The 20,067-nt window shown below is 74.2% G+C and carries 15 protein-coding genes and 1 other RNA gene; 5 read left to right on the top strand and 11 right to left on the bottom strand.

Annotated features, from left to right (window positions below; translation table 11 throughout):
- Positions 1–153: 153 nt before the first annotated feature.
- A complete protein-coding gene (locus ACZ4K2_RS09790; protein WP_467471357.1) occupies positions 154–1,287 on the bottom strand; it encodes a uroporphyrinogen-III synthase in 1,134 nt (377 codons plus the stop codon).
- 472 nt (positions 1,288–1,759) lie between these two features.
- Positions 1,760–2,752, bottom strand: a complete 993-nt coding sequence (locus tag ACZ4K2_RS09785; protein WP_467471354.1) for a LysR family transcriptional regulator — start codon at positions 2,750–2,752, stop codon at positions 1,760–1,762.
- Positions 2,753–2,836: 84 nt separating this feature from the next.
- On the opposite strand from ACZ4K2_RS09785, the gene ACZ4K2_RS09780 reads away from it, so the two are divergent.
- On the top strand, positions 2,837–4,153 hold the full coding sequence (locus ACZ4K2_RS09780) for an MFS transporter (RefSeq protein WP_467471352.1): 1,317 nt from the start codon (positions 2,837–2,839) through the stop codon (positions 4,151–4,153).
- A gap of 158 nt (positions 4,154–4,311) precedes the next feature.
- A complete protein-coding gene (locus ACZ4K2_RS09775) occupies positions 4,312–4,482 on the top strand; it encodes a hypothetical protein (protein WP_467471350.1) in 171 nt (56 codons plus the stop codon).
- Positions 4,483–4,549: 67 nt separating this feature from the next.
- Here the strand turns inward: ACZ4K2_RS09775 and ssrA are convergent.
- The 5 genes from ssrA to ftsE all read right to left on the bottom strand — a co-directional run bounded on the left by ssrA (position 4,550) and on the right by ftsE (position 8,514).
- Positions 4,550–4,918: a transfer-messenger RNA gene (ssrA, locus tag ACZ4K2_RS09770) on the bottom strand.
- Positions 4,919–5,028: 110 nt separating this feature from the next.
- A complete protein-coding gene (gene smpB, locus ACZ4K2_RS09765) occupies positions 5,029–5,577 on the bottom strand; it encodes an SsrA-binding protein SmpB (RefSeq protein WP_467471348.1) in 549 nt (182 codons plus the stop codon).
- 55 nt (positions 5,578–5,632) lie between these two features.
- A complete protein-coding gene (locus ACZ4K2_RS09760) occupies positions 5,633–6,802 on the bottom strand; it encodes a S41 family peptidase (protein ID WP_467471346.1) in 1,170 nt (389 codons plus the stop codon).
- Positions 6,803–6,870: 68 nt separating this feature from the next.
- Complete coding sequence (ftsX, locus tag ACZ4K2_RS09755) at positions 6,871–7,788, bottom strand: permease-like cell division protein FtsX (RefSeq protein WP_467471344.1); 918 nt, start codon at positions 7,786–7,788, stop codon at positions 6,871–6,873.
- A gap of 36 nt (positions 7,789–7,824) precedes the next feature.
- Positions 7,825–8,514 (bottom strand): cell division ATP-binding protein FtsE, encoded by a 690-nt coding sequence (gene ftsE / locus ACZ4K2_RS09750; RefSeq protein WP_467471342.1) that lies wholly within the window; start codon positions 8,512–8,514, stop codon positions 7,825–7,827.
- A 257-nt stretch (positions 8,515–8,771) separates the two neighbouring features.
- On the opposite strand from ftsE, the gene ACZ4K2_RS09745 reads away from it, so the two are divergent.
- A complete protein-coding gene (locus tag ACZ4K2_RS09745; protein WP_467471340.1) occupies positions 8,772–8,972 on the top strand; it encodes a hypothetical protein in 201 nt (66 codons plus the stop codon).
- Between the two features lie 94 nt (positions 8,973–9,066).
- Here ACZ4K2_RS09745 and ACZ4K2_RS09740 read toward each other — a convergent pair whose 3' ends face one another.
- From ACZ4K2_RS09740 to ACZ4K2_RS09725, 4 genes are all read right to left on the bottom strand, one after another.
- The gene (locus tag ACZ4K2_RS09740; RefSeq protein WP_467769951.1) at positions 9,067–10,125 is read right to left on the bottom strand and encodes a hypothetical protein; all 1,059 of its coding nucleotides are present in this window, start codon (positions 10,123–10,125) and stop codon (positions 9,067–9,069) included.
- A gap of 293 nt (positions 10,126–10,418) precedes the next feature.
- The gene (gene prfB, locus ACZ4K2_RS09735) at positions 10,419–11,525 is read right to left on the bottom strand and encodes a peptide chain release factor 2 (protein WP_467471336.1); all 1,107 of its coding nucleotides are present in this window, start codon (positions 11,523–11,525) and stop codon (positions 10,419–10,421) included.
- 76 nt (positions 11,526–11,601) lie between these two features.
- The gene (locus ACZ4K2_RS09730; RefSeq protein WP_467471334.1) at positions 11,602–12,828 is read right to left on the bottom strand and encodes a serine/threonine-protein kinase; all 1,227 of its coding nucleotides are present in this window, start codon (positions 12,826–12,828) and stop codon (positions 11,602–11,604) included.
- Positions 12,829–12,939: 111 nt separating this feature from the next.
- Entirely contained in the window at positions 12,940–14,640 is a 1,701-nt protein-coding gene (locus tag ACZ4K2_RS09725) for a serine/threonine-protein kinase (RefSeq protein ID WP_467471332.1), read from the bottom strand.
- 383 nt (positions 14,641–15,023) lie between these two features.
- On the opposite strand from ACZ4K2_RS09725, the gene ACZ4K2_RS09720 reads away from it, so the two are divergent.
- Positions 15,024–18,491 (top strand): FtsK/SpoIIIE domain-containing protein, encoded by a 3,468-nt coding sequence (locus tag ACZ4K2_RS09720; protein WP_467471331.1) that lies wholly within the window; start codon positions 15,024–15,026, stop codon positions 18,489–18,491.
- 189 nt (positions 18,492–18,680) lie between these two features.
- The gene (locus ACZ4K2_RS09715; protein ID WP_467471329.1) at positions 18,681–20,060 is read left to right on the top strand and encodes an ABC transporter substrate-binding protein; all 1,380 of its coding nucleotides are present in this window, start codon (positions 18,681–18,683) and stop codon (positions 20,058–20,060) included.
- Positions 20,061–20,067 lie beyond the last annotated feature (7 nt).

Raw genomic sequence — 20,067 nt, 5'->3', positions numbered from 1 at the left:
CGTGCGGGGAGCCGTCGCGTCCCCGCCTCCACAGTGCCCGCCCGGCGGGTGGGCCGGAACCCCTCGTACCGCGGTCCGCCGTACCCGGCCGCCGTCCCGGCACCGGCGGCCGGTCCCCGGCGGACGGCAAGGGCGCCGGCCGGGGCGGTCCGTCTACGCGTCCGGGTCCGCGCGGTCCGGGTCCGTGGCCAGGCGGTAGCCCTCGTCCGCCACGGCCTGGATCAGTTCCGGGGTCCCGAGGGCCGTGCGCAGGTCTGCCACCGCCGTCTCCACCGCGTGTGCGCCGGGGAGGGCGCCGAGCAGACCGGTGTGGGACACCATCCGGCCGGGGTGGTGGGAGAGGGCGCGCAGCAGGGACATGCCGGCCGGCGGGACGGGCCGTAGGGCGCCGTCGACCAGGACGGCGTGGCCGCGGATCTCCAGCCGGTGCCCGGCGACGGACAACGACCCTGCCCGGGCCGGGAGTTCCTGGCACAGGAGCTGGACGAGGGGGCCCAGCCGGAAGCGTTCCGGCTGGACCGTGCGGACCCCGCGCGCCTGGAGCGGCACCGCGGTGACCGGGCCCACACAGGCGGGCAGGACGTCGTGGGCCAGGGCCGACAGCAGCTCGTCCAGCAGGCCGCGGTCCTGCGCGCGCGAGAGGAGGGAGGTCGCGGCGGGAGCGCTGGTGAAGGTGACGGCGTCCAGCCCGCCGGTGACGGCCGCGTCCAGGAGCCGGTCCAGGGGGCCGGGGTCCTCCGGGGGCATCCAGCGGTAGACCGGCACCGGCAGCACCTCCGCCCCGGCGGCGCGCAGCGACTCGACGAAGTCGAGGAGGGGGTCGCCGTGGAGCTGTACGGCGATGCGCGAACCGTCGACGCCCTCCGCCAGGAGGCGGTCGAGCACCTCGGCCATGGCTTCGGAGGAGGGCGACCACTCCTCCGTGAGTCCCGCGGCCCGCAGGGCGCCCTTGACCTTCGGGCCGCGGGCCAGCAGTCGTGCCCCGCGCAGCCGGCCGAGCAGCGGCTCGCCGAGTCCCCAGCCGTCGGCGGCCTCGACCCAGCCGCGGAAGCCGATCGCGGTGGTGGCCACGACGACGTCCGGCCCCCGGTCGACGATCCGCTCGGTGGCGGCGCGCAGTTCCCCGTCGTCGGCGAGCGGCACGATCCGCAGGGCGGGGGCGTGCACGACGTCGGCGCCGCGCCGCTGGAGCAGGGCGCCCAATTCGTCCGCGCGGCGCGCGGCGGTGACGCCCACGGTGAACCCGGCGAGGGGACCGTGCGGGGCTTGCTGCTCTTCCTCGTACATGGGCTCTCCTAGCTGACCGGCACGCCGGCCGGGCTCGTCGACACTGCGTGACGGTGCCGGTCCGGCCGGGTGTCGCCGGTGCCACGCCCGGCACCGGGCCGGGCCCCCGCCTGCGGGACCCGCCCGGCGGAACGGCGAAGGAACGCGACCCGGCCGACCACGGAGCAGACAGCGTAGAAGACGACCACAACGCGCGAACGCGCGGTGCCGGTACCGCTGCCGCTTGCTGGGGCGAGCCGGGGTGAGGTGAGGGTGCGAGACGGGGCGGCGACGTCACCGGGGCGGCCGGAAGGGCCGAACCAGCACGGCCGGAGGCAACAGCCCGATTCAGCGAGCCCCCGAAGAAGCGGGCGCCGACAGCACAGGTCCCCGCGGAGGCGGACGCCGACAGCGCAGGCCACCGGAGAGGCAGACACCGACAGCTCGGGCCACCAAGAAGGCGGGCCGTCTGAGGGGGCGGGGGGTTTTCCGGTCAGGGGTTTCGGTCGGCCCGGGGCGTGGGGCTCATCGCTGCCGCGTCCGAGGGCGGGAGCCACGCGTCGGCCGGCCGTCGCAGCCACCCCCGCGCCGCCGCGATCTCCCGTGCCGCCCCGCGCAGCGCGTCCAGGCCGGGGTGGGCCAGGCCCTTGCGCCACACCAGCGAGACCGGGGACAGCGGTACGGGCGCGACCAGGTGCCTGCTCACCCGCCGGGCCATGGGCGGGAAGTCCACCACGGCGAGCACCGGGTTCCCGGTCCGGTCCATCATCCGCCCGAACTCCTCGTCGCCGACGGCCAGCGGGAGCGGGGCGGCCAGCCGGATGCCGCGCCCGTCGAAGAGCGCGCGGGCCAGATCGGTCCACTCCCGGGTGCGCGGGTTGCCCGCACCGGCGTACACCGTCTCCCCGGCCAGCGCCGCCAGCGGGACCTCCGGCAGGGCGGCCAGCGGGTGTTCCTCGGGGAGTACGACGGTCATCGGCTCGTACCGCACGGGCTGGTGGGCGAGTCCCGCGCGCAGGGCCGGGTCCAGGCCGGCGAACCGGCCGAAGGAGACGTCCAGCCGGCCGGCCAGCAACTCGGCTGCGGCGCCGGTCAGTCCGCTCTCGTAGCGGGCCATCAGCTCGCAGTCCGGAGCGAGTTCACGCGCCCGGCGCAGCACCCGGTGCCCGGTGGCCAGGCCCCGGAAGTTGAGGTCGACCAGGAGCGGGCGGGCCTGCCCCGGGGCGAACGCGGCGAGCAGGTCGTCCAGGGCGCCGAGGGCCCGGCGGGCGTGCGGCAGCAGGCGTTCGCCGTCCGGGGTGAGCGCGACCTGCCGGGTGGTGCGCAGGAAGAGTTCGGCGCCCAGCTCCCGTTCCAGCCTGCGCACGTCCCGGCTGAGCGCCTGCTGGGCGACGTACAGGCGGGCGGCGGCGCGGGTGAAGTGCAGTTCCTCGGCGACGGCCACGAAGGCGCGCAGCAGGCGGGGGTCCGGGTGGGCGGCGGGCATGGCGGCGAATCTACAACTCCGGTGCGTCAATCGGCCGCCACCAGGTGTTGGACCCAGTGATCCACCTGCCGGGACCGTGGACGCATGCCGCAACAGACCACCCAGGACAGCCCGATACGGGACGCAGGCCGCCGGTTCGCGGGGTACCGGCGCATGTTCGGCCTGCCCGGCGCCCGCGCCTTCACCGCGGGCAACCTCCTCGCCCGCCTCCCCATGGGCATGTTCAGCGTGAGCGCCGTCGTGATGATCGCCGGCGCCCGGGGCTCGTACGCCCTCGCCGGCGCGGTCACCGCGACCGGACTCGCGGCGACCGCGCTGGCCGGACCCTGGCTGGCCCGGCTCGTCGACCGGCACGGGCAGGCCGCGGTGGCCCTGCCGGCCACGGTCCTCTCCGCGCTCGGCAGCCTCGCGCTGCTGCTGTGCGTCCGCTACGACGCCCCCGGCTGGACCCTGTTCGCCGCCTACGCCTGCACCGCGGCGACCCCCAACATCGGCGGCTTGTCCCGCGCCCGCTGGGCCCACCTGCTGCGCGACGAGCCCGGCGCGCTGCACACCGCCAACGCGTTCGAGCAGGCGGCGGACGAGCTGTGCTTCATGCTCGGCCCGGTGCTCGCGTCCTTCCTGACCGGCACGTGCTTCCCGGAGGCGGGCACGCTCGCCGGGGCGGTGCTGCTGCTGGCGGGGATGGTGCTGTTCACCGCCCAGCGGGCCACCGAGCCGCCGCCGCGGGCCCGTTCGAAGGCGCCGTCCCCGCTGCGCAGCCCCGGCATCCCGCCGCTGCTGGCCTGCTTCACCGCCACCGGCGCGGTCTTCGGTTCGATGGAGGTCGTCACGATCGCGTACGCCGACGCGCAGGGACACCGCGCGGCGGCGGGCGCGGTGCTCGCCCTCCAGGCGGCCGGCTCGTGCGCGGCGGGGCTGGTGTACGGGGCGCTGCGGCCGGCGGCCCCCCGGCTGCACCGCTGCCTGGCCGCCATGGCGGCGCTGATGACGCTGCCCTGGGCGGCGGCCGGCACGGGCTCGCTCCCGGTCCTGGCCGGTGCGCTGCTGGTCGCGGGCATGGCGACAGCGCCGACCATGGTCACGGCGATGGGCCTGGTGCAGCGGCGTACCCCGGCCGACCGGCTGAACGAGGGGATGAGCCTGATGGTGACCGGCCTGCTCGCCGGCATCGCCTGCGGTTCGGCGACGGGCGGCTGGGCGACGGAGCACCTCTCCCCCGTCACCGCGTTCGCGGTACCGGCCGCGGCGGGCACGTCGGCCCTGCTCCTCAGCCTGGTACCGGTGGCCGCGCGGCGCGTCGCCGCCCGCCGGACACGGCGGGGTGCGGCTCCGCGGCGGTCGGACTCCGCACCCGACTCGATCACCGTGCGTTCCCTTACGGACGGCGACCGGAAGTAAGCGGATTGTTATCAGCGTGACCGATCCCACACGATCGGATGTCGTCTACGACCGGGAACGGTCACGGCGCCCGTCCGGCGTCGTCACACGCCCCACGCACCCCACCGGTCCCCCGGACCCGTAACGACTCCCCGTACCGGGCGCGGGGTTGTCGATCGGTGGCGAAGCTGCTCACCGCCGACGTCGAGCTGCTGCCGCCCCACCTGGTGGAGCGGCGGCGCATCGAGGACGTGGGCGTCTGCCGGCTGACGGCGGCCGGGCTCGCCCACCTCAACCTGCCCGATCCGAGGCTGCTGGGCGAGGAGTGGAAGGACCCGGCGCAGTCATGACGAAGGCCCCGCCGCGGGAGCGGCGGGGCCTTCGCCCACATGGGAAGGAGACTCGGAAGCCTCCTGATCGTGGAGATGGCGGGAATCGAACCCGCGTCCAACGGTGCGGAACCAGGGCTTCTCCGTGCGCAGTCCGCTGTGCTTTTCTCGGCCCCGGCGATCACGCGAACAAGTCGCCGACGGGCCCAGTCACTGTTTGATTTCCCTCTTCACCCCGTGACCGGGATCAAGGTTTAGTTCCCTAGCTGATGCCAGGATCCGGGTCGGGAACAGCCCCGGGCTGACACTTCGCACGTCGCTACTTAGGCAGCGAGGGCGAAGGAATCGCGCTTGGTATTGGCGATTATTTTTTTCGGCCTGTGGTTTACGAGATCATGGCCGCTTTCTCGACACGCTTCCCCTGCTTCGACAGCCGCTGTCGAAACCGATCATCCCCATGTTGTTTTTTCAATCCCTCCGAAGAGGGGGCGCGCACCCTCCGTGGGGTGCAGTGCCATCGTACGTGACCAACGCACGAAGGTGCCAGCGTATTCCCCGGGGGGACGGTCAGGCGTCGCCGCGCTGCTTGCGCCGGACCGCCGCGATCGCCCGGTCCGACTCGCGCCGGTCCTGCTTCTCCCGCAGGGTCTGCCGCTTGTCGTACTCCTTCTTGCCCCGGGCGAGGGCGATCTCCGCCTTGGCCCGGCCGTCCTTGAAGTACAGGGCGAGGGGCACGATCGTGTGACCCGTCTCCTGGGACTTCGTCTCCAGCTTGTCGATCTCCTCGCGGTGCAGGAGCAGCTTGCGCTTGCGGCGCGCGGCGTGGTTGGTCCAGGTGCCCTGGGCGTACTCGGGGATGTGGGCGTTGTGCAGCCACGCCTCGTTGCCGTCGATCTGCACGAAGCCGTCGGTCAGCGAGGCGCGGCCCTGGCGCAGCGACTTCACCTCGGTCCCGGTGAGCACGAGCCCGGCCTCGTAGACGTCGATGATCGCGTAGTCGTGCCGGGCCTTCTTGTTCTGCGCGACGAGCTTGCGCTTGCCGTCCTTGGCCGTCTTCGCGGCCCCTCCGCCCTGCTTGGGCTGGGACTCCTTGGGTACGTACATTCCCTTGCTCATAGTGCCGACCATTTTCGCACCACACAGGGGGTGCGGGGGAAGCGCATTTACGGGGTCACGACGGGCCGCCGAGGCCCGTGAGGACCGTCTCGGCGCGTTGCAGGGCCCGGGAGCCGGCCTCCAGGTCCGGGTTGATGCCGCGGCCGTCGACCGTGCGCCCGGCCGGGGTGCGGTAGTGGCCGACGGTCAGCTCGGCCACCGAGCCGTCGGGCAGTTCCGTCGGCATCTGGACGGAGCCCTTGCCGAAGGTGCGGGAGCCGATCACCACGGCGCGGCCCCGGTCCTGGAGGGCGCCGGTGAGCAGCTCGGCCGCGCTCATGGTGCCGCCGTCGACGAGGACGACCAGGGGCCGGGCGGTGTCGCCGCCCGCGGCGGCGTGCAGGGCGCGCTGGTCGCCGTCGACGTCGTAGGTGGCGACCAGGCCGCCATCCAGGAAGGCGGAGGCGGTCCCCACCGCCTCGGTGACCAGGCCGCCGGAGTTGCCCCGCAGGTCGAGGACGGTGCGCCCGTCGGCCGGGGCGGCGCGCAGGGCCTCGCGGACCGCGCCGGCGGAGCCCTTGGTGAACGCGGAGATCTTCAGGACGGTGGGTCCGCCGGGCAGCCGACGCACGGTCACGGAGTCGGTGGACAGCTCGGCCCGGCGCAGCGTCCGGGTCCACGCGTGGGTGCCGCGCCGCAGGCCAAGGGTGACGCTCGTGCCGGCCGGGGCGTCCTGGGCGTTGCCGCGGAGCAGGGCGATCACCTCGGTGACCGGCCGCCCGTCGACCGGGCGGCCGTCGACGCTGCGCAGCCGGTCGCCAGTGCGGATGCCGGCGTCGGCGGCGGGCGAGCCGGGCTGCACCCGGGTGACCTCGATCCGGCCGTCCGGCCGCCGCCGGGCCCACAGGCCGACGCCGGTGTACCGGCCGTCGAGCGCGTCCCGCAACTCCTCGTACTCGCCCTCGGAGTAGACCGCCGCCCAGCGGTCGCCGCTGCGGCTGACGGCCCGTTCGGCCGCCTCCATGGGGGACTTGCCGTCGGCCGCGGCCTGCGCGGCGGCCCGTTCGACGGCCCGGTGCCGGGCGGCCGCGCCCGCCGGCGCGGCGGCGGTGCCGGGCGCGGGCTCGCCGGGCTCCGGGAGCGAGCCGGTGGCGGCCCCGGTGATCAGCACGCCGGCGAAGACCAATGTCAGGGCGGCCCCGTGGCGGATACGGCGGGGCTGACAGAACGGGTCACGGCCTGACATGGCGGTGAGTCTAGGACAACGCGAAGGGCCGTACGGGCGGATGCGCGTACGGCCCTTCTTGGGATGCGTCACACCTTGAGGTACTTGCGCAGCGCGAAGAACGCCGCGAGCGCCGGCATCAGCACGCTGGTCGCGAGGATCAGCGGCAGCTTGGTCAACACCGCGTCCCAGCCCACGAAGTTGATGAGCGTGAGCTTGTGGGAGAGGTCCATGCCGTGGTCGATGGTGAAGTACCGGCCGACGACGAGGCCCACACAGGCGAGGCCGCCGCCGATGAGCCCGGCGACCGCGGCCTCGGCGATGAACGGCGCCTGGATGTAGAAGCCCGAGGCGCCGACCAGGCGCATGATGCCGGTCTCGCGCCGGCGGCTGAACGCGGAGACGCGCACGGTGTTGACGATCAGCAGGAGGGCGACGATCAGCATCATCGCCATCACGCCGAGCGCGCCGCGGTTCATCAGGTTCAGCAACTGGAAGAGGTTGTCCAGGATGCCCTTCTGGTCCTGCACCGACTGCACGCCGTCGCGGCCGTTGAACGCGGTCGCGATCACCTGGTACTTCTGCGGGTCCTTGAGCTTGATGCGGTACGACTCCTGCATCTGGTCCGGCGTCAGCGACCCGGCCAGCGGGGAGTTGCCGAACTGCTCCTTGTAGTGCTTGTAGGCCTCGTCCTGCGTCTCGTAGGTCACCTTCTCGACGACCTGCATCCCCTTCAGGTCGGAGAGGATCTGCTTCTTCTGGTCCTCGGTGACCGCGCCCTTGGCGCAGTTGACGTCGTTCTCCGCGTCGTGCTTGTTGCACAGGAAGATCGAGACGTTGACCTTGTCGTACCAGTAGCCCTTCATGGTGCTCACCTGGTCGCTCATCAGCAGCGAGCCGCCGAACAGGGCCAGGGACAGGGCGACGGAGACGATGACGGCGAAGGTCATCGTCAGGTTGCGGCGGAGACCGACACCGATCTCGGACAGGACGAACTGGGCGCGCATGGCGGGTTCTTCGGGCCTTTCGGGAACTGGGTGCGGTCAGTGCTGGTAGCCGTAGACGCCGCGGGCCTGGTCGCGGACGAGGCGGCCCTTCTCCAGCTCGATGACACGCTTGCGCATCTGGTCCACGATGTTCTGGTCGTGCGTCGCCATGATGACGGTGGTACCCGTCCGGTTGATGCGGTCGAGCAGTTTCATGATGCCGACGGAGGTCTGCGGGTCGAGGTTGCCGGTGGGCTCGTCGGCGATCAGCAGCTTGGGCCGGTTGACGAACGCGCGGGCGATGGCGACGCGCTGCTGCTCACCGCCGGACAGCTCGCCCGGCCTGCGGTCCTCCTTGCCGCCCAGGCCGACGAGGTCGAGCACCTGCGGCACCGACTTGCGGATCTCGCCGCGGGACTTGCCGATGACCTCCTGCGCGAAGGCCACGTTCTCCGCCACCGTCTTGTTCGGCAGCAGCCGGAAGTCCTGGAACACGGTCCCCAGCTGGCGGCGCATCTGCGGCACCTTCCAGTTGGAGAGACGGGCGAGGTCCTTGCCCAGCACGTGCACCTGCCCGTGGCTGCACCGCTCCTCGCGGAGGACGAGCCGCAGGAAGGTCGACTTCCCGGAGCCGGAGGACCCCACGAGGAAGACGAACTCGCCCTTCTCCACTTCCAGGGAGACATCCCTGAGTGCGGGACGGGTCTGCTTGGGGTAGACCTTGGAGACACTGTCGAATCGGATCACGGATGCACCACGGGTCGCCGGGGGTAGATGAGCGTGACCATACGCGAACCGGGTGCGCGAGCGCAGTCGCAGGCTGAGGTTGGGCAATACTTGTGCGTATTTGTACCGCCCCCTGTCCGCACCCCCTCCGCACGGGCCCCGCGCACGCGCCCGGGGAACCTGGCACAGTGGAAGCTGGAAGGGGCGGGGGACGAGGGGAACGTTCTCGTTCCCCTGAGCGTTGTACGTGTGATGGCCGGTGCAAGGAGGGCGAGCGCATGACGTACGACCGGTTGGTGTGCGCGAACTGTGCGGCGCCCGTGAGCGAGGGCCGGTGCCCGGTGTGCCGTGCCAACCGCGCGCGACTGCAGCAGGAAGGCTTCCTCGGCGGGCTGAACGGGCTGAACCCGATGGCGCTGGTCGCGCTGCTGGCGGTACTGATCACCGCGGTGGCGCTGCTGGCGCACCAGACCGCGTAGGAAGCCGGCGACGAACGTGGTGAGGGCCCGGAGCCACAGGCTCCGGGCCCTTACGTCTGCCCCGCAGGTGCGGCGCGTGAGCGTGGGGCTACGCTCAGGCGGCGGCACCCCGGCCGGCCGCCAGGCGCGGCAGGACGCGGAAGCCGATGCCGCCGGCGATCATCGTCGCGGCGCCCACGAGCAGGAACGCGGTCTGGCCGGCACCGGTCTCGGCGAGCTGCGTGTCGCCGCCCTGGGCCGTGGTGTCGGAGCCGGTGTCGGTCAGCGCCGAGGAGCCCGCGTCCTGCGGCACGTTGTTGTTGCCGCCGTCGGGGATGGTGTTGTTGCCGGTGGTGCCGCCGTCGGCGGTCCCACCGATCCCGCCGGTGCCGCCCGTGTCGCCGGAGTCGCCGCCGGTCACGGTGCCGGTGTTGCCGTTGCCACCCGAGTTGCTGCTGTCGCCCGAGGTGCCATTGCCACCGGAGGTGCCGTTGCCACCCGAGTTGCCGTTGCCGCCGGAGTTGCTGCTGTCACCCGAGGTGCCATTGCCACCGGAGGTGCCGTTGCCACCCGAGGTGCCATTGCCACCGGAGGTGCCGTTGCCACCCGAGTTGCTGCTGTCGCCCGAGTTGCCGTTGCCACCCGAGTTGCTGCCGTCGCCCGAGTTGCCGTTGCCACCCGAGTTGCCGTTGCCACCCGAGTTGCTGCCGTCACCCGAATTGCCGTTACCACCGTTGTTACCGGTCTCACCGTTCGTACCGGTCTCGCCGTTCGCGCCGGTCTCACCGTTCGTACCGGTCTCGCCGTTCGCGCCGGTCTCACCGTTCGTACCGGTCTCACCGTTCGCGCCGGTCTCACCGTTCGTACCGGTCTCACCGTTCGTACCGGTCTCACCGTTCGTACCGGTCTCACCGTTCGCGCCGGTCTCACCGTTCGTACCGGTGCAGACCACGATGTCGCAGCCGCCGTCGCCGCCGTCGCTGCCCTCGGTGCCACCGCCGATGCCGCCCTCGGTGCCGCCGCCGTCCGCTCCGACGCCGCTCACGCCGAGACCGATCGGACCCGCCTGGATGTCCAGGGCGGAAGCCGCGCCGGCCGCTGTCAGCGACGCACCGGCCGCGATCACGGCGCCGGCGGCTATCCGCGCGACCCGGATCCGCGTCTTCTTCGTCATATGGTTGCTACCCCCAGTAGCTGTTCGTCAAAGGGCGTCGCGTGGGGCGTGCCGTGATCGACGGAGGCAGCTGGTGACGAAGCGCGTCAACTCGGTCCCCCGGTTCACATGCGCCCCTCAAACACGCATGCCGCGCCTCACCCTTCCGATTTTTCAAGGGATCGTCAAGGGCGTTGCGCGCGCAATGTCCGACGGGGTGCCGTTTGCGGGGAATCGCCGCCTGTGAGGCTGGCGTGGAAGCCGGACAAAAGACAACTGCCGCTCGGCGAGCGGCAGTTGGCTTGTCGGCAAAGTTACTTCTCCTGCTGCTTGCGCCAGCGAATACCGGCCTCCAGGAACCCGTCGATCTCGCCGTTGAACACGGCCTCCGGGTTGCCGACCTCGTGCTCGGTGCGGAGGTCCTTGACCATCTGGTACGGGTGCAGCACGTAGGAACGCATCTGGTTGCCCCAGGAGTTTCCGCCGTCGCCCTTGAGGGCGTCCATCTTGGCCTGCTCCTCCTGGCGGCGCCGCTCCAGCAGCTTGGCCTGGAGGACGTTCATCGCGGTGGCCTTGTTCTGGATCTGCGACCGCTCGTTCTGGCAGGAGACCACGATGCCGGTGGGCAGGTGGGTGATGCGGACCGCGGAGTCGGTCGTGTTGACGCCCTGGCCGCCGGGGCCCGAGGACCGGTAGACGTCGATGCGCAGCTCGCTCTCGTCGATCTCGACGTGGTCGGACTGCTCGACGACCGGCAGCACCTCGACGCCCGCGAAGGAGGTCTGGCGGCGGCCCTGGTTGTCGAAGGGCGAGATGCGCACCAGGCGGTGCGTGCCCTGCTCGACGGAGAGGGTGCCGTAGGCGTACGGCACCTGCACGGAGAAGGTGGTCGACTTGATGCCGGCCTCTTCGGCGTACGACGTCTCGATGAGCTCCGTCTTGTAGCCGCGCTGCTCGGCCCAGCGCAGGTACATGCGCTGGAGCTTCTCGGCGAAGTCGGCGGCGTCGACGCCACCGGCCTCGGCGCGGATGTTGACGAGCGCCTCCCGGGAGTCGTACTCGCCGGACAGCAGGGTGCGGACCTCCATCTCGTCCAGCGCCTTGCGGACGGCGGTCAGCTCGGACTCGGCCTCGGCACGGGTGTCCGGGTCGTCCTCCTCCTCGGCCATCTCGAAGAGGACCGCGAGGTCGTCGATCCGGCCGCGCAGCCCCTCCGCCTTCCTGACCTCCGCCTGGAGGTGGGAGAGCTTGCTGGTGATCTTCTGTGCCTCGTCCGGGTTGTCCCACAGGGACGGGGCCGCCGCCTGCTCCTCAAGCACGGCGATATTCGCCCTCAACGCATCGAGGTCCAGGACGGCCTCGATCGACTCCATGGTCGAGGAGAGGGACTTCAGCTCTTCGGATACATCGACGACTGCCACGCCTTCCAGCGTAACGGCTGTGGCAAGCGACCTCGGCCGAGCGGTCCCCGCACCGCGGCGGCCCTCCCGGCGCGGCTCAGGGCGCCGACGTGCTGTGGTCGGCCGGCGCCGGCCCGTCGTCCCCGTCGGCCGACGCCCACCAGGCGCCGACGCCCACGGCCGCCGCGACCACCACCCCGGCCACGCCCAGCGTGATCCGGCGCCGCCGCACCGCGGCCCGGTGCCGGGCCGAGCCGGGCCGGGGCGCGCCGGGGGACCGGGGGACGCGGGCGGTCCCGTGCGCCCCGCCCGCCAGCTCGTCCGGCCCCGGCACCCGCATCGACGTGTGGGTGTCCCGGTTGGAGTCCGGCTTGGCGCCGGGCACCAGGGACACCGCGCCGCGCCGCCGTACCGGCTCGCCGTCCTCGGGGGCCGCCGGCGCGGGCTCGGCCGCGCCCTCCTCGGCGGGTCCCGGCTCGTCCACGTCCAGCGGCGGCATCCCGGCCAGCACGGGCAGCTGCTCGCGCAGCCGGGCCGCCAGCTCCGAGGCCCGCAGCCGGGAGGCGGGGGCCTTGGCCAGGCACTGCACCAGGAGCTGCCACAGCTCCTCGGGGATGCCGGGCAGCGGTACGACGGTCTCGGTGACGTGCCGGCGCAGTACCGCGCCGGGGTGTCCGCCGCCGAACGGCGTGAAGCCGGCCAGCAGCTCGTACAGGAGGGTGGCCAGCGCGTAGATGTCCACGGCGGCCCGCGGCGGCAGGCCCTCGACGATCTCCGGGGCCAGGTAGTCAGGCGTCCCGATGATCTTCGTGGCCTTCGTCCGCTTCGGGGAGTCGATCAGCTTGGCGACGCCGAAGTCGGTGAGCAGGGCGGGGTGCGATCCGCCCGGCCCGAGCGGGCCCTGCATGTCGAGCAGGACGTTCTCGGGCTTGACGTCCCGGTGGACCACCCCGGCCGCGTGCGCCGCCGCCAGCGCGTCGGCGACGTCGGCGGCGATCGCCACGGCCGCCTCGGGTGCCATACGGCGTTCCCGCTCCAGCCGGGTGCGCAGGTCGGTGCCGCGCACCAGGTCCATCACCAGGGCCAGGTCGTTGCCGTCCACGACCAGGTCCCGCACGGTGACGATGTGCGGGTGCTCCAGGCCGAGCAGCGCGGTGCGCTCCTGCACGAAGCGGCCGACCAGCTCCTGGTCGGAGGCGAGGTCCTCGCGCAGCAGTTTGACGGCGACGGGGCCGTCCGGTCCCTCGCCCAGCCACACCGTGCCGGCGCTGCCCCGGCCCAGGATCTGGTTCGCGGTGTACCGGCTGCCGATCTTCCGTGCCAAGACTGCTCCTACAGACGCGTGTTGTCGTCAAAACTACGCGTCCGACGAGCCAACCTTCACCGCGGAGCCGGAAATCACCCGGCAGATGTCGACAAATCCCCAAGCCTGTGGTCAGTTCCCGCCGGACGAGCCGCCGAGGTCCTTGATCCAGCCGCCGACCGTGCCGGCCCAGTCGCTGAGCTGGTCCCAGTAGCCCTTGCCGGTGCCGATCCAGTCCTGCAACGGGGTCAACTCCCAGATCAGCCAGCTCGCCACGACCAGGATGACGATCGTGAACAGGCAGCCCTTCAGGCAGCCGAGGCCGGGGATCTTCATCGGGTTGGCGCTGCGCTGCCGCGGCGCCCGGGGCTCGCGCTCGGGCCGCCGCGGCTCGGGCCGGGCCGGCGGGGCGTACTGCTGCGGCTGCGGCGTGGAGTACCGCTGGGGCTGCTGCTGCGGATAGCCGTACCCGGGGGCCTGCTGCGGACGCTGCCGGCCGCGCGGCTGCGGCTGCTGCGGGCGGCCCTGCGGGGCCGGGTGCGGCTGCTGCTGGGGCCGGGGGGCGACCTGCCGCTGGGGGCGGCGGCGCAGCGGGTCCTCGTCCGGGGGCAGGTACTGGACCTGCGTCTGCTCGTTGCGGTCGCGGGCCGCGCGCAACTGGTTCTGCCAGGGGTGCGGCTGCTGCGGTCCGCCGGGGCCGTCCTGGCCCGGCTGCCCGGGCGGGACGGGCGGCAGGACCGCGGTCGGGTCCGCCCCGCCGGTGTGCGGCAGCACGGCGGTGGGGTCGGCGGCGCCGGCCGGGCCGCCGGTGTGCGGCATGACGCTGGTCGCCGCGTTCGGGTCGTACGCCCCCTGCGGCGCGTTCGTCGGCAGCACCTGGGTGGGGTCGGCGGCGCCGGGCTCACCCGGGACGGCGGCCGGGGCCGGGTCGGGCGCGAGCAGCGCGCCGACGCCCTCGGCCGCGGCGATCTGCGCCGCGTTCGCGTGCACGCCGACGCCCTCGGCGACGACGCGCAGCCCGCGCGCGAGGTTCGCCGCGCTGGGCCGCTCCGCGGGGTTCTTGCGCAGGCAGCGTTCCACGACCGTCCACAGCGGTTCGGGCACGGTGGAGGGGCGGCGCGGCTCGGCGCTCAGGTGCTGGTGCAGGACCTCCAGGGCGCTGCCGCCGCCGAACGGCGGGCGCCCGGTGACCAGCTCGTAGAGCAGGATGCCGGCGCCGTAGACGTCGACGGCGGAGGTCTGCGGGCGGCCCTCGGCGGACTCCGGGGCCACGTACGCGGGCGTGCCGACGAACTCGTGGGTGCGGGTCAGGCCCGGGGAGTCGGCGAGGCGGGCGATGCCGAAGTCGGTCAGCATCGGGTGCATCTCGCCGCCCTGCTGGAGGAGCAGCACGTTGGCGGGCTTGAGGTCGCGGTGGACGACGCCGTCGGCGTGGCTCGCGGCGAGCGCGTCGGCGATCTGGGCGGTCATCAGCGCGGCGGCGACCGGGGTGAGCGGGCCGTTCTCGCGCAGGTAGCGGTGCAGGTCGGGACCGTCGACGAGGTCCATGACCAGGGCCAGCAGGTCGCCCTCGACGACCAGGTCGCGGACCCGGACGATGTTCGGGTGGGTGAGCCGGAGCAGGACGGAGCGCTCGCGCAGGAAGCGCATCACGATGTCCGGGTCGTTCGCCAGCTCCTCCTTGAGGACCTTGATCGCGACGGTCTCCCCCGGCTGGCCGGGCACGGCCGCCTCGGCGCCCGCGGTCTCGCGCTGGCGGGCACGCCAGACGGTGCCTGTGGCGCCGCGTCCGAGCGGCTCCTCAAGCAGGTACTTGCTGCCGACTGGCCGCACGTCACGCGCTCCCTGCTGGTTGCTGTCCTGAAGTCGTTCCGCCCCACTGTAGTGCCGTGCTCCGGGGCGGCAGGTACGCGTTCCCGGGCAGGTTCGGGGGGTCTCGACGGAAAGACGCGCGTCCCGGTCGCCCGGTTGCCGGGACCGGACGTGACCGATCTCAACTGATCGTCGGCGGGGTACCGGTCAGGCACTTTTGGGGGCAGAGCCGACCAATCAAGATCACTTCTGTCCGGGTCCCGGGCGCGTCGTCGGCGGCAGGTGCGAGGATGCCTCCAGCGGCCTGCCGGGACGGCTCCGGCGGCCGGTGGCCGACGTGCTCGTGCGGGGTGGGGGGAAGTCCGCGCCCGCGCAGCCCCGCGCAGAAGGGACCGCTGACGCCGATGCAGATCCGGCTGACCGTCGTAGACCCGCTCGGCCCGACCCCGCAGCGGGGCCGCGCCGCGTGCCGCGACGTGCTGGTCACGGCGCCCGCGGGCACGGAGCTGGCCGCGGTCGCGGCGGCGCTGGCCGGGGCGGTCACCGGCGAGACCGGCGCGGGCCGGGAGGCCGGCGGCGCCTCCGTGGTGCTGTACGCGGGTTCCGAGCGGCTCGATCCGCGCCGGTGCACCCTGGGCGAGCCCCCGCTGGTCGACGGCGCCACGCTCTTCCTGGGCGCTCCGGAGGCCCCGGAACCGCACCCCGAACCGGACGGCGCCCCGACCCGGCTGCACGTGGTCGCGGGCCCGGACGCGGGCGGGGTCCACCTGCTGCACGGCGGCCGGATCACCGTCGGCCGCTCCGCCGACGCCGACGTCCCGCTGGACGACCCCGACGTCTCCCGGCTGCACTGCGCGGTCACCGTCGGCGCAGACGGCCGCGTCTCGGTCGCCGACCTCGGCTCCACGAACGGCACCCTGCTGGACGGCACGCGCGTGACCGACCGGCCCGTGCGGTTCCCGGCCGGCGCGCTGCTGAGGATCGGCGAGTCCGGCCTGCGGGTGACGCGGTCCGGCGGGCCCGGGACGCGGATCCGGACGCAGCCGGACGGCGAGGGGTGCGTGCGGGTCGCCGTGGGCGGCGGTCCGGCGGACGCGGACGCCGTCCCGCCGCGGCCGTCCGCGGCCGGCGACCCCGGACAGCACACCCACGACATCCACGGCGCCGACGGCCCGGGCGCCTTCGGCGCGGGTGCGCGGGAGCACCGGCGGGGGCTGTCGCCCGTGGTCCCGGGGCAGCCCGGGGCGCCGGGCGTGGAGCACCGCGGCGCGCGCTCCGACCAGGACACGCACGCCGGGCGCCTCGGCGTGGGCGGCGCGTACGCCGGTGCGCCGGGCAACGAGGACGCGCGGGCGGACGGCCGGATGGGCACCCCGGTCAGGGGGACGGACCTCCCGTGGGACGCCGGCCCCGCGGACGCCGGCACTCCGCAGGGCGGCCCCCAGGGCGCCCGGCGCCGCGGGCTCGGGGCCTGGGCGCGCCGGCTGGCCGGGGGGCGCGGTGAGCAGCCGGCCGCTGCGGCGCCGGACGGCGGCCCGGCCGCCCACGGCGACGGCGCCCCCGTGGCGCAGGCCCCGGGGCAGCCGGATACCTGGCCGGATCCGGCCGCCGTGCTGCTGGCCGCGCTGGGCCCCGGACCCCGGCTGTGGGAGCGCGGGCCGGGCCACCCCGAGGCGCTGACCGTGCGGCTCGGCACGGCCGACCGAAGCGCGCCGGACGGCTCGGGCCTGCTACCGGCGGTGCCGGTGACCGCGGCCCTGCGCGAGGCGGGCGGGCTCGGCCTGGCCGGTCCGCGCCCGCGGCTGTCCGGGCTGGCCCGCGCGGTGCTGGCCCAGCTCGCCGCGCTGCACTCCCCCGACCTGCTGGAGATCGTGCTGATCAGCGCGGACCACACGCGGCCGGTGGCGCAGCGCACGGCCGAGTGGGCGTGGCTGGGCTGGCTCCCGCACGTCCGGCCGGGGCACGGCCAGGACTGCCGCCTGCTGCTGGCCTACGACCGGGAACAGGCGGCGGCCCGCACGGAGGAGCTGCTGCGCCGGCTGGAGGACCACGCGGCGACCGGCCGGACGACGGCCCACCCCGCCGCGGCCCGCGGCACGGACCCGGCGGCGGACGCCGGGACCCGTACCGCGCCGTACGCCCCGGCGCCCGGTGTCCCGCCGCAGGGCGCCGGCCGCCCCGCGCCGTCCGGTGCCCCGGCGCACGGACCGCGCCCCGCGCCCCCGGGCGCCCCGGCCGGCCCGTGGTCCGACGGCGAGGGGGCCGCGCGCCGTCCCTCCTGGGCCAGGGAGGACGTCCCCGCGGCCGGGGCCGGCGGGTTCCCGGGGCCGTACACCGTCGTCGTCGTGGACGGTGATCCGGGCGGCTCGGCGCTGCGGGACGCCCTCGCGCGGCTGGCCGCGGCCGGGCCGCGGGCCGGGATCCACGTGCTGTGCCTCGCCGAGACCGAGCCCGCCTCGCCCGCCTCGCCCGTGGCGCGGACGTACGAGGCCGCGTGCGCGGTGACGCCGACGTTCCGGCACTGCGGTGCGGTGGCCCTGCTCAGCGGGGACGTCGCCGCCGGACTGAAGTTGCTGCGGGTGGCGCCGGGCGGCCCGGCCGGCCCCGGCACGCAGGCCGCCGTCGACGCCGTCTCCGCCGCCTGGGCCGAGCGGTTCGCGCGGGCCCTGGCCCCGCTGCGCCCGGACGGCCCGGCCGGCGAGCCGCAGGCGCGCGTGTCCGTCCCGCTGCCGCGGTCGGCGCGGCTGCTGGACGAGCTGGGGCTGGCCCGGGCCACCCCGGCGTCGCTGATGGCGCGCTGGGCGGACGCCGCCGACGACGCGGAGGCGCTGGGCGGGCGGGCCCGGGCGGTGCTCGGGGCCGGGCCGCGCGGTCCGGTCACCGCCGACCTCGTGGCCGACGGGCCGCACCTGCTGATCGAGGGGCCCGCCGGGAGCGGCCGGACCGAGCTGCTGCGGGCCGTGGTCGCCTCGCTGGCCGCCGCCGAGCGGCCGGACCGGCTGGCCGTGGTGCTGCTCGACGGCCGGGACGGGGTGGGGGCCGGCGCCGGGCGCGGCGAGGGCCTGCGCGTGTGCACGGACATACCGCACGTGACGACGCATCTGATCGCCAACGACCCGGTGCGGATGCGGGAGTTCGCCCAGTCGCTGGCCGCCGAGCTGAAGCGCCGGGCGGAACTGCTGGGCCGGGCGGACTTCGCCGGGTGGCACGCGGGCCGGGAGGTGTCCGGCCGGCTGGTGGCCCGGCGCGCGTCCACCCCGGTCGCGTCCGCCTCTACAGGGGACATAGAGGCGCCGCCCAGTTCCACCCTGCGGCTGCGGCCGGGCGCGGCGGCCCGGCAGCAGGCCGTGACGGCTCCGCCGCTGCCCCGGCTGGTGGTGGTCGTCGACGATCTGGACGCGCTGGTCTCCCCCGCGCTGGGCTCGCCGGGCCGGCCCGCCGCCGGGTCGGTGATACGGGCGCTGGAGGCGGTGGCCCGGGAGGGTGAGCGGCTCGGGGTGCACCTGGTGGCGGCGGCCGGGACCGGCGGCCGTACGGCGGAGTCGGAGCCGGCCCGCCGGGCGGCCCTGCGGGTCGTGCTGGACGCCCCGCAGCCCGGACCGGAGCAGCCGGCGCCGGGCCGGGGGCGGCTGGCGCACGCGGACGGCTGGTCCGTGGCCTTCCAGGGCGGCCGGGTGACCGGGCGCATACCGCGCACCGCGACCCAGCGGCCGACGGTCGTGCCGCTGGACTGGCAGCGCATGGGCGACCCGCCGGCCCGCCGGCCCGTGCGGGAACTGGGCAACGGGCCGACCGACCTGGCCCTGCTGGCGAGCGCGGTGGAGCGGGCCGCGCGTCAGGTGGCGGCGGCGGAGGTGCCGTCCCTCCTCTGAGTGATCCCCCTTCCCACGGCCGCCGGGAACCCGCGCGCATACGACCCCGGTCACGAGCCGGTCACGATGCGCCCGTCGGCACCGCAGGCGCTCTTGCCCGCCCGGAGCGGCCCGGCGTAGACCGGACCGCACTGGACAGAGTTCTTGACGTTCAACGACGTTCAACGGAGAACGACGAACGGGGAAGTGATGCGCAGCAAGAGCGACACGTTCCGCACCCGCAGGGCCGCCGGCACCGCCGCCGCCCTGCTCGCGGGAGCCCTCGCGCTGACCGCCTGCTCCGGCGGCGACGACGACGAGAAGGATGACAACCAGGCGAGCGGCGGGGCCACCGCGCCCACCGTCGCCCTGCCGAAACTGGACGGCGCCCATCTGGAGGTGGCCGCCGTCTGGACCGGCGGCGAGCAGGCCAACTTCAAGAAGGTCCTCGCCGAGTTCGAGAAGCGCACCGGAGCGAAGGTCACCTTCGTGCCCGCGCAGGACCCGATCATCAACTTCCTGGGTTCCAAGGTCGCGGGCGGCCAGCCGCCGGACGTCGCGCTGCTGCCGCAGCCCGGCGCGATCAAGCAGGCCGTGCAGAAGGGCTGGGCCAAGCCGGTCGGGGCGGAGGGCCGGAAGGAGCTGGCGAAGAACTACTCGCAGGGCTGGCAGGACATCGGCAAGGTCGACGGCAAGCAGTACGGCGTCTACTACAAGGCCGCCAACAAGTCGCTGATCTGGTACAACGCCGAGGTCTTCGAGAACGCGGGCGCCCAGGAGCCGAAGACCTGGAAGGACCTGCTGACCGCCTCGCAGGCGGTGTACGACTCCGGGGTCACGCCGTTCTCGGTGGCCGGCGCGGACGGCTGGCCGCTGACCGACTGGTTCGAGAACATCTACCTCTCCCAGGCCGGCCCGGAGAAGTACGACCAGCTCGCCCAGCACAAGATCAAGTGGACCGATCCGACGGTGAAGCAGGCGCTGACCACCCTCGCCGACGTCTGGGGCAAGAAGGACTACCTCGCGGGGGGCCAGAACGGCGCGCTGCAGACGGAGTTCCCGCAGTCGGTCACCCAGACCTTCACCGGTGGCGACCAGCCGAAGTCGGCGATGGTCTACGAGGGCGACTTCGTGCAGGTGAACATCGGTGAGACCAAGGCGAAGGTGGGCACGGACGCGAAGGTGTTCCCGTTCCCGGCCGTCGGCTCGGACGCGCCGGTGGTCTCCGGCGGTGACGCGGCCGTGATCCTGAAGGACTCCAAGGCGGCGCAGGCCCTGATCACGTTCCTCGCCTCGCCGGACGCGGCCACCATCCAGGCGAAGCTCGGCGGTTACCTCTCCCCGAACAAGAACGTGCCGGTCTCGGCGTACCCGAACGCGGTGCAGCAGAAGATCGCCAAGGCGCTGATCGCGGCCGGCGACGACTTCCGCTTCGACATGTCCGACCAGGCGCCGCAGGCCTTCGGCGGAACGCCCGGCAAGGGCGAGTGGAAGGACCTCCAGGACTTCCTGAAGAACCCGAAGGACGTCGCGGGCGCCCAGGCGAAGCTGGAGAAGGACGCGGCGGCGGCCTACGGGAACGGGAGCTGATCCGGCC

This window comes from Streptomyces sp. NPDC025833 (assembly GCF_055558055.1).
The sequence above is the reverse complement of the archived record's forward strand: the minus strand, read 5'-3'. Positions and strand labels throughout refer to the sequence as shown.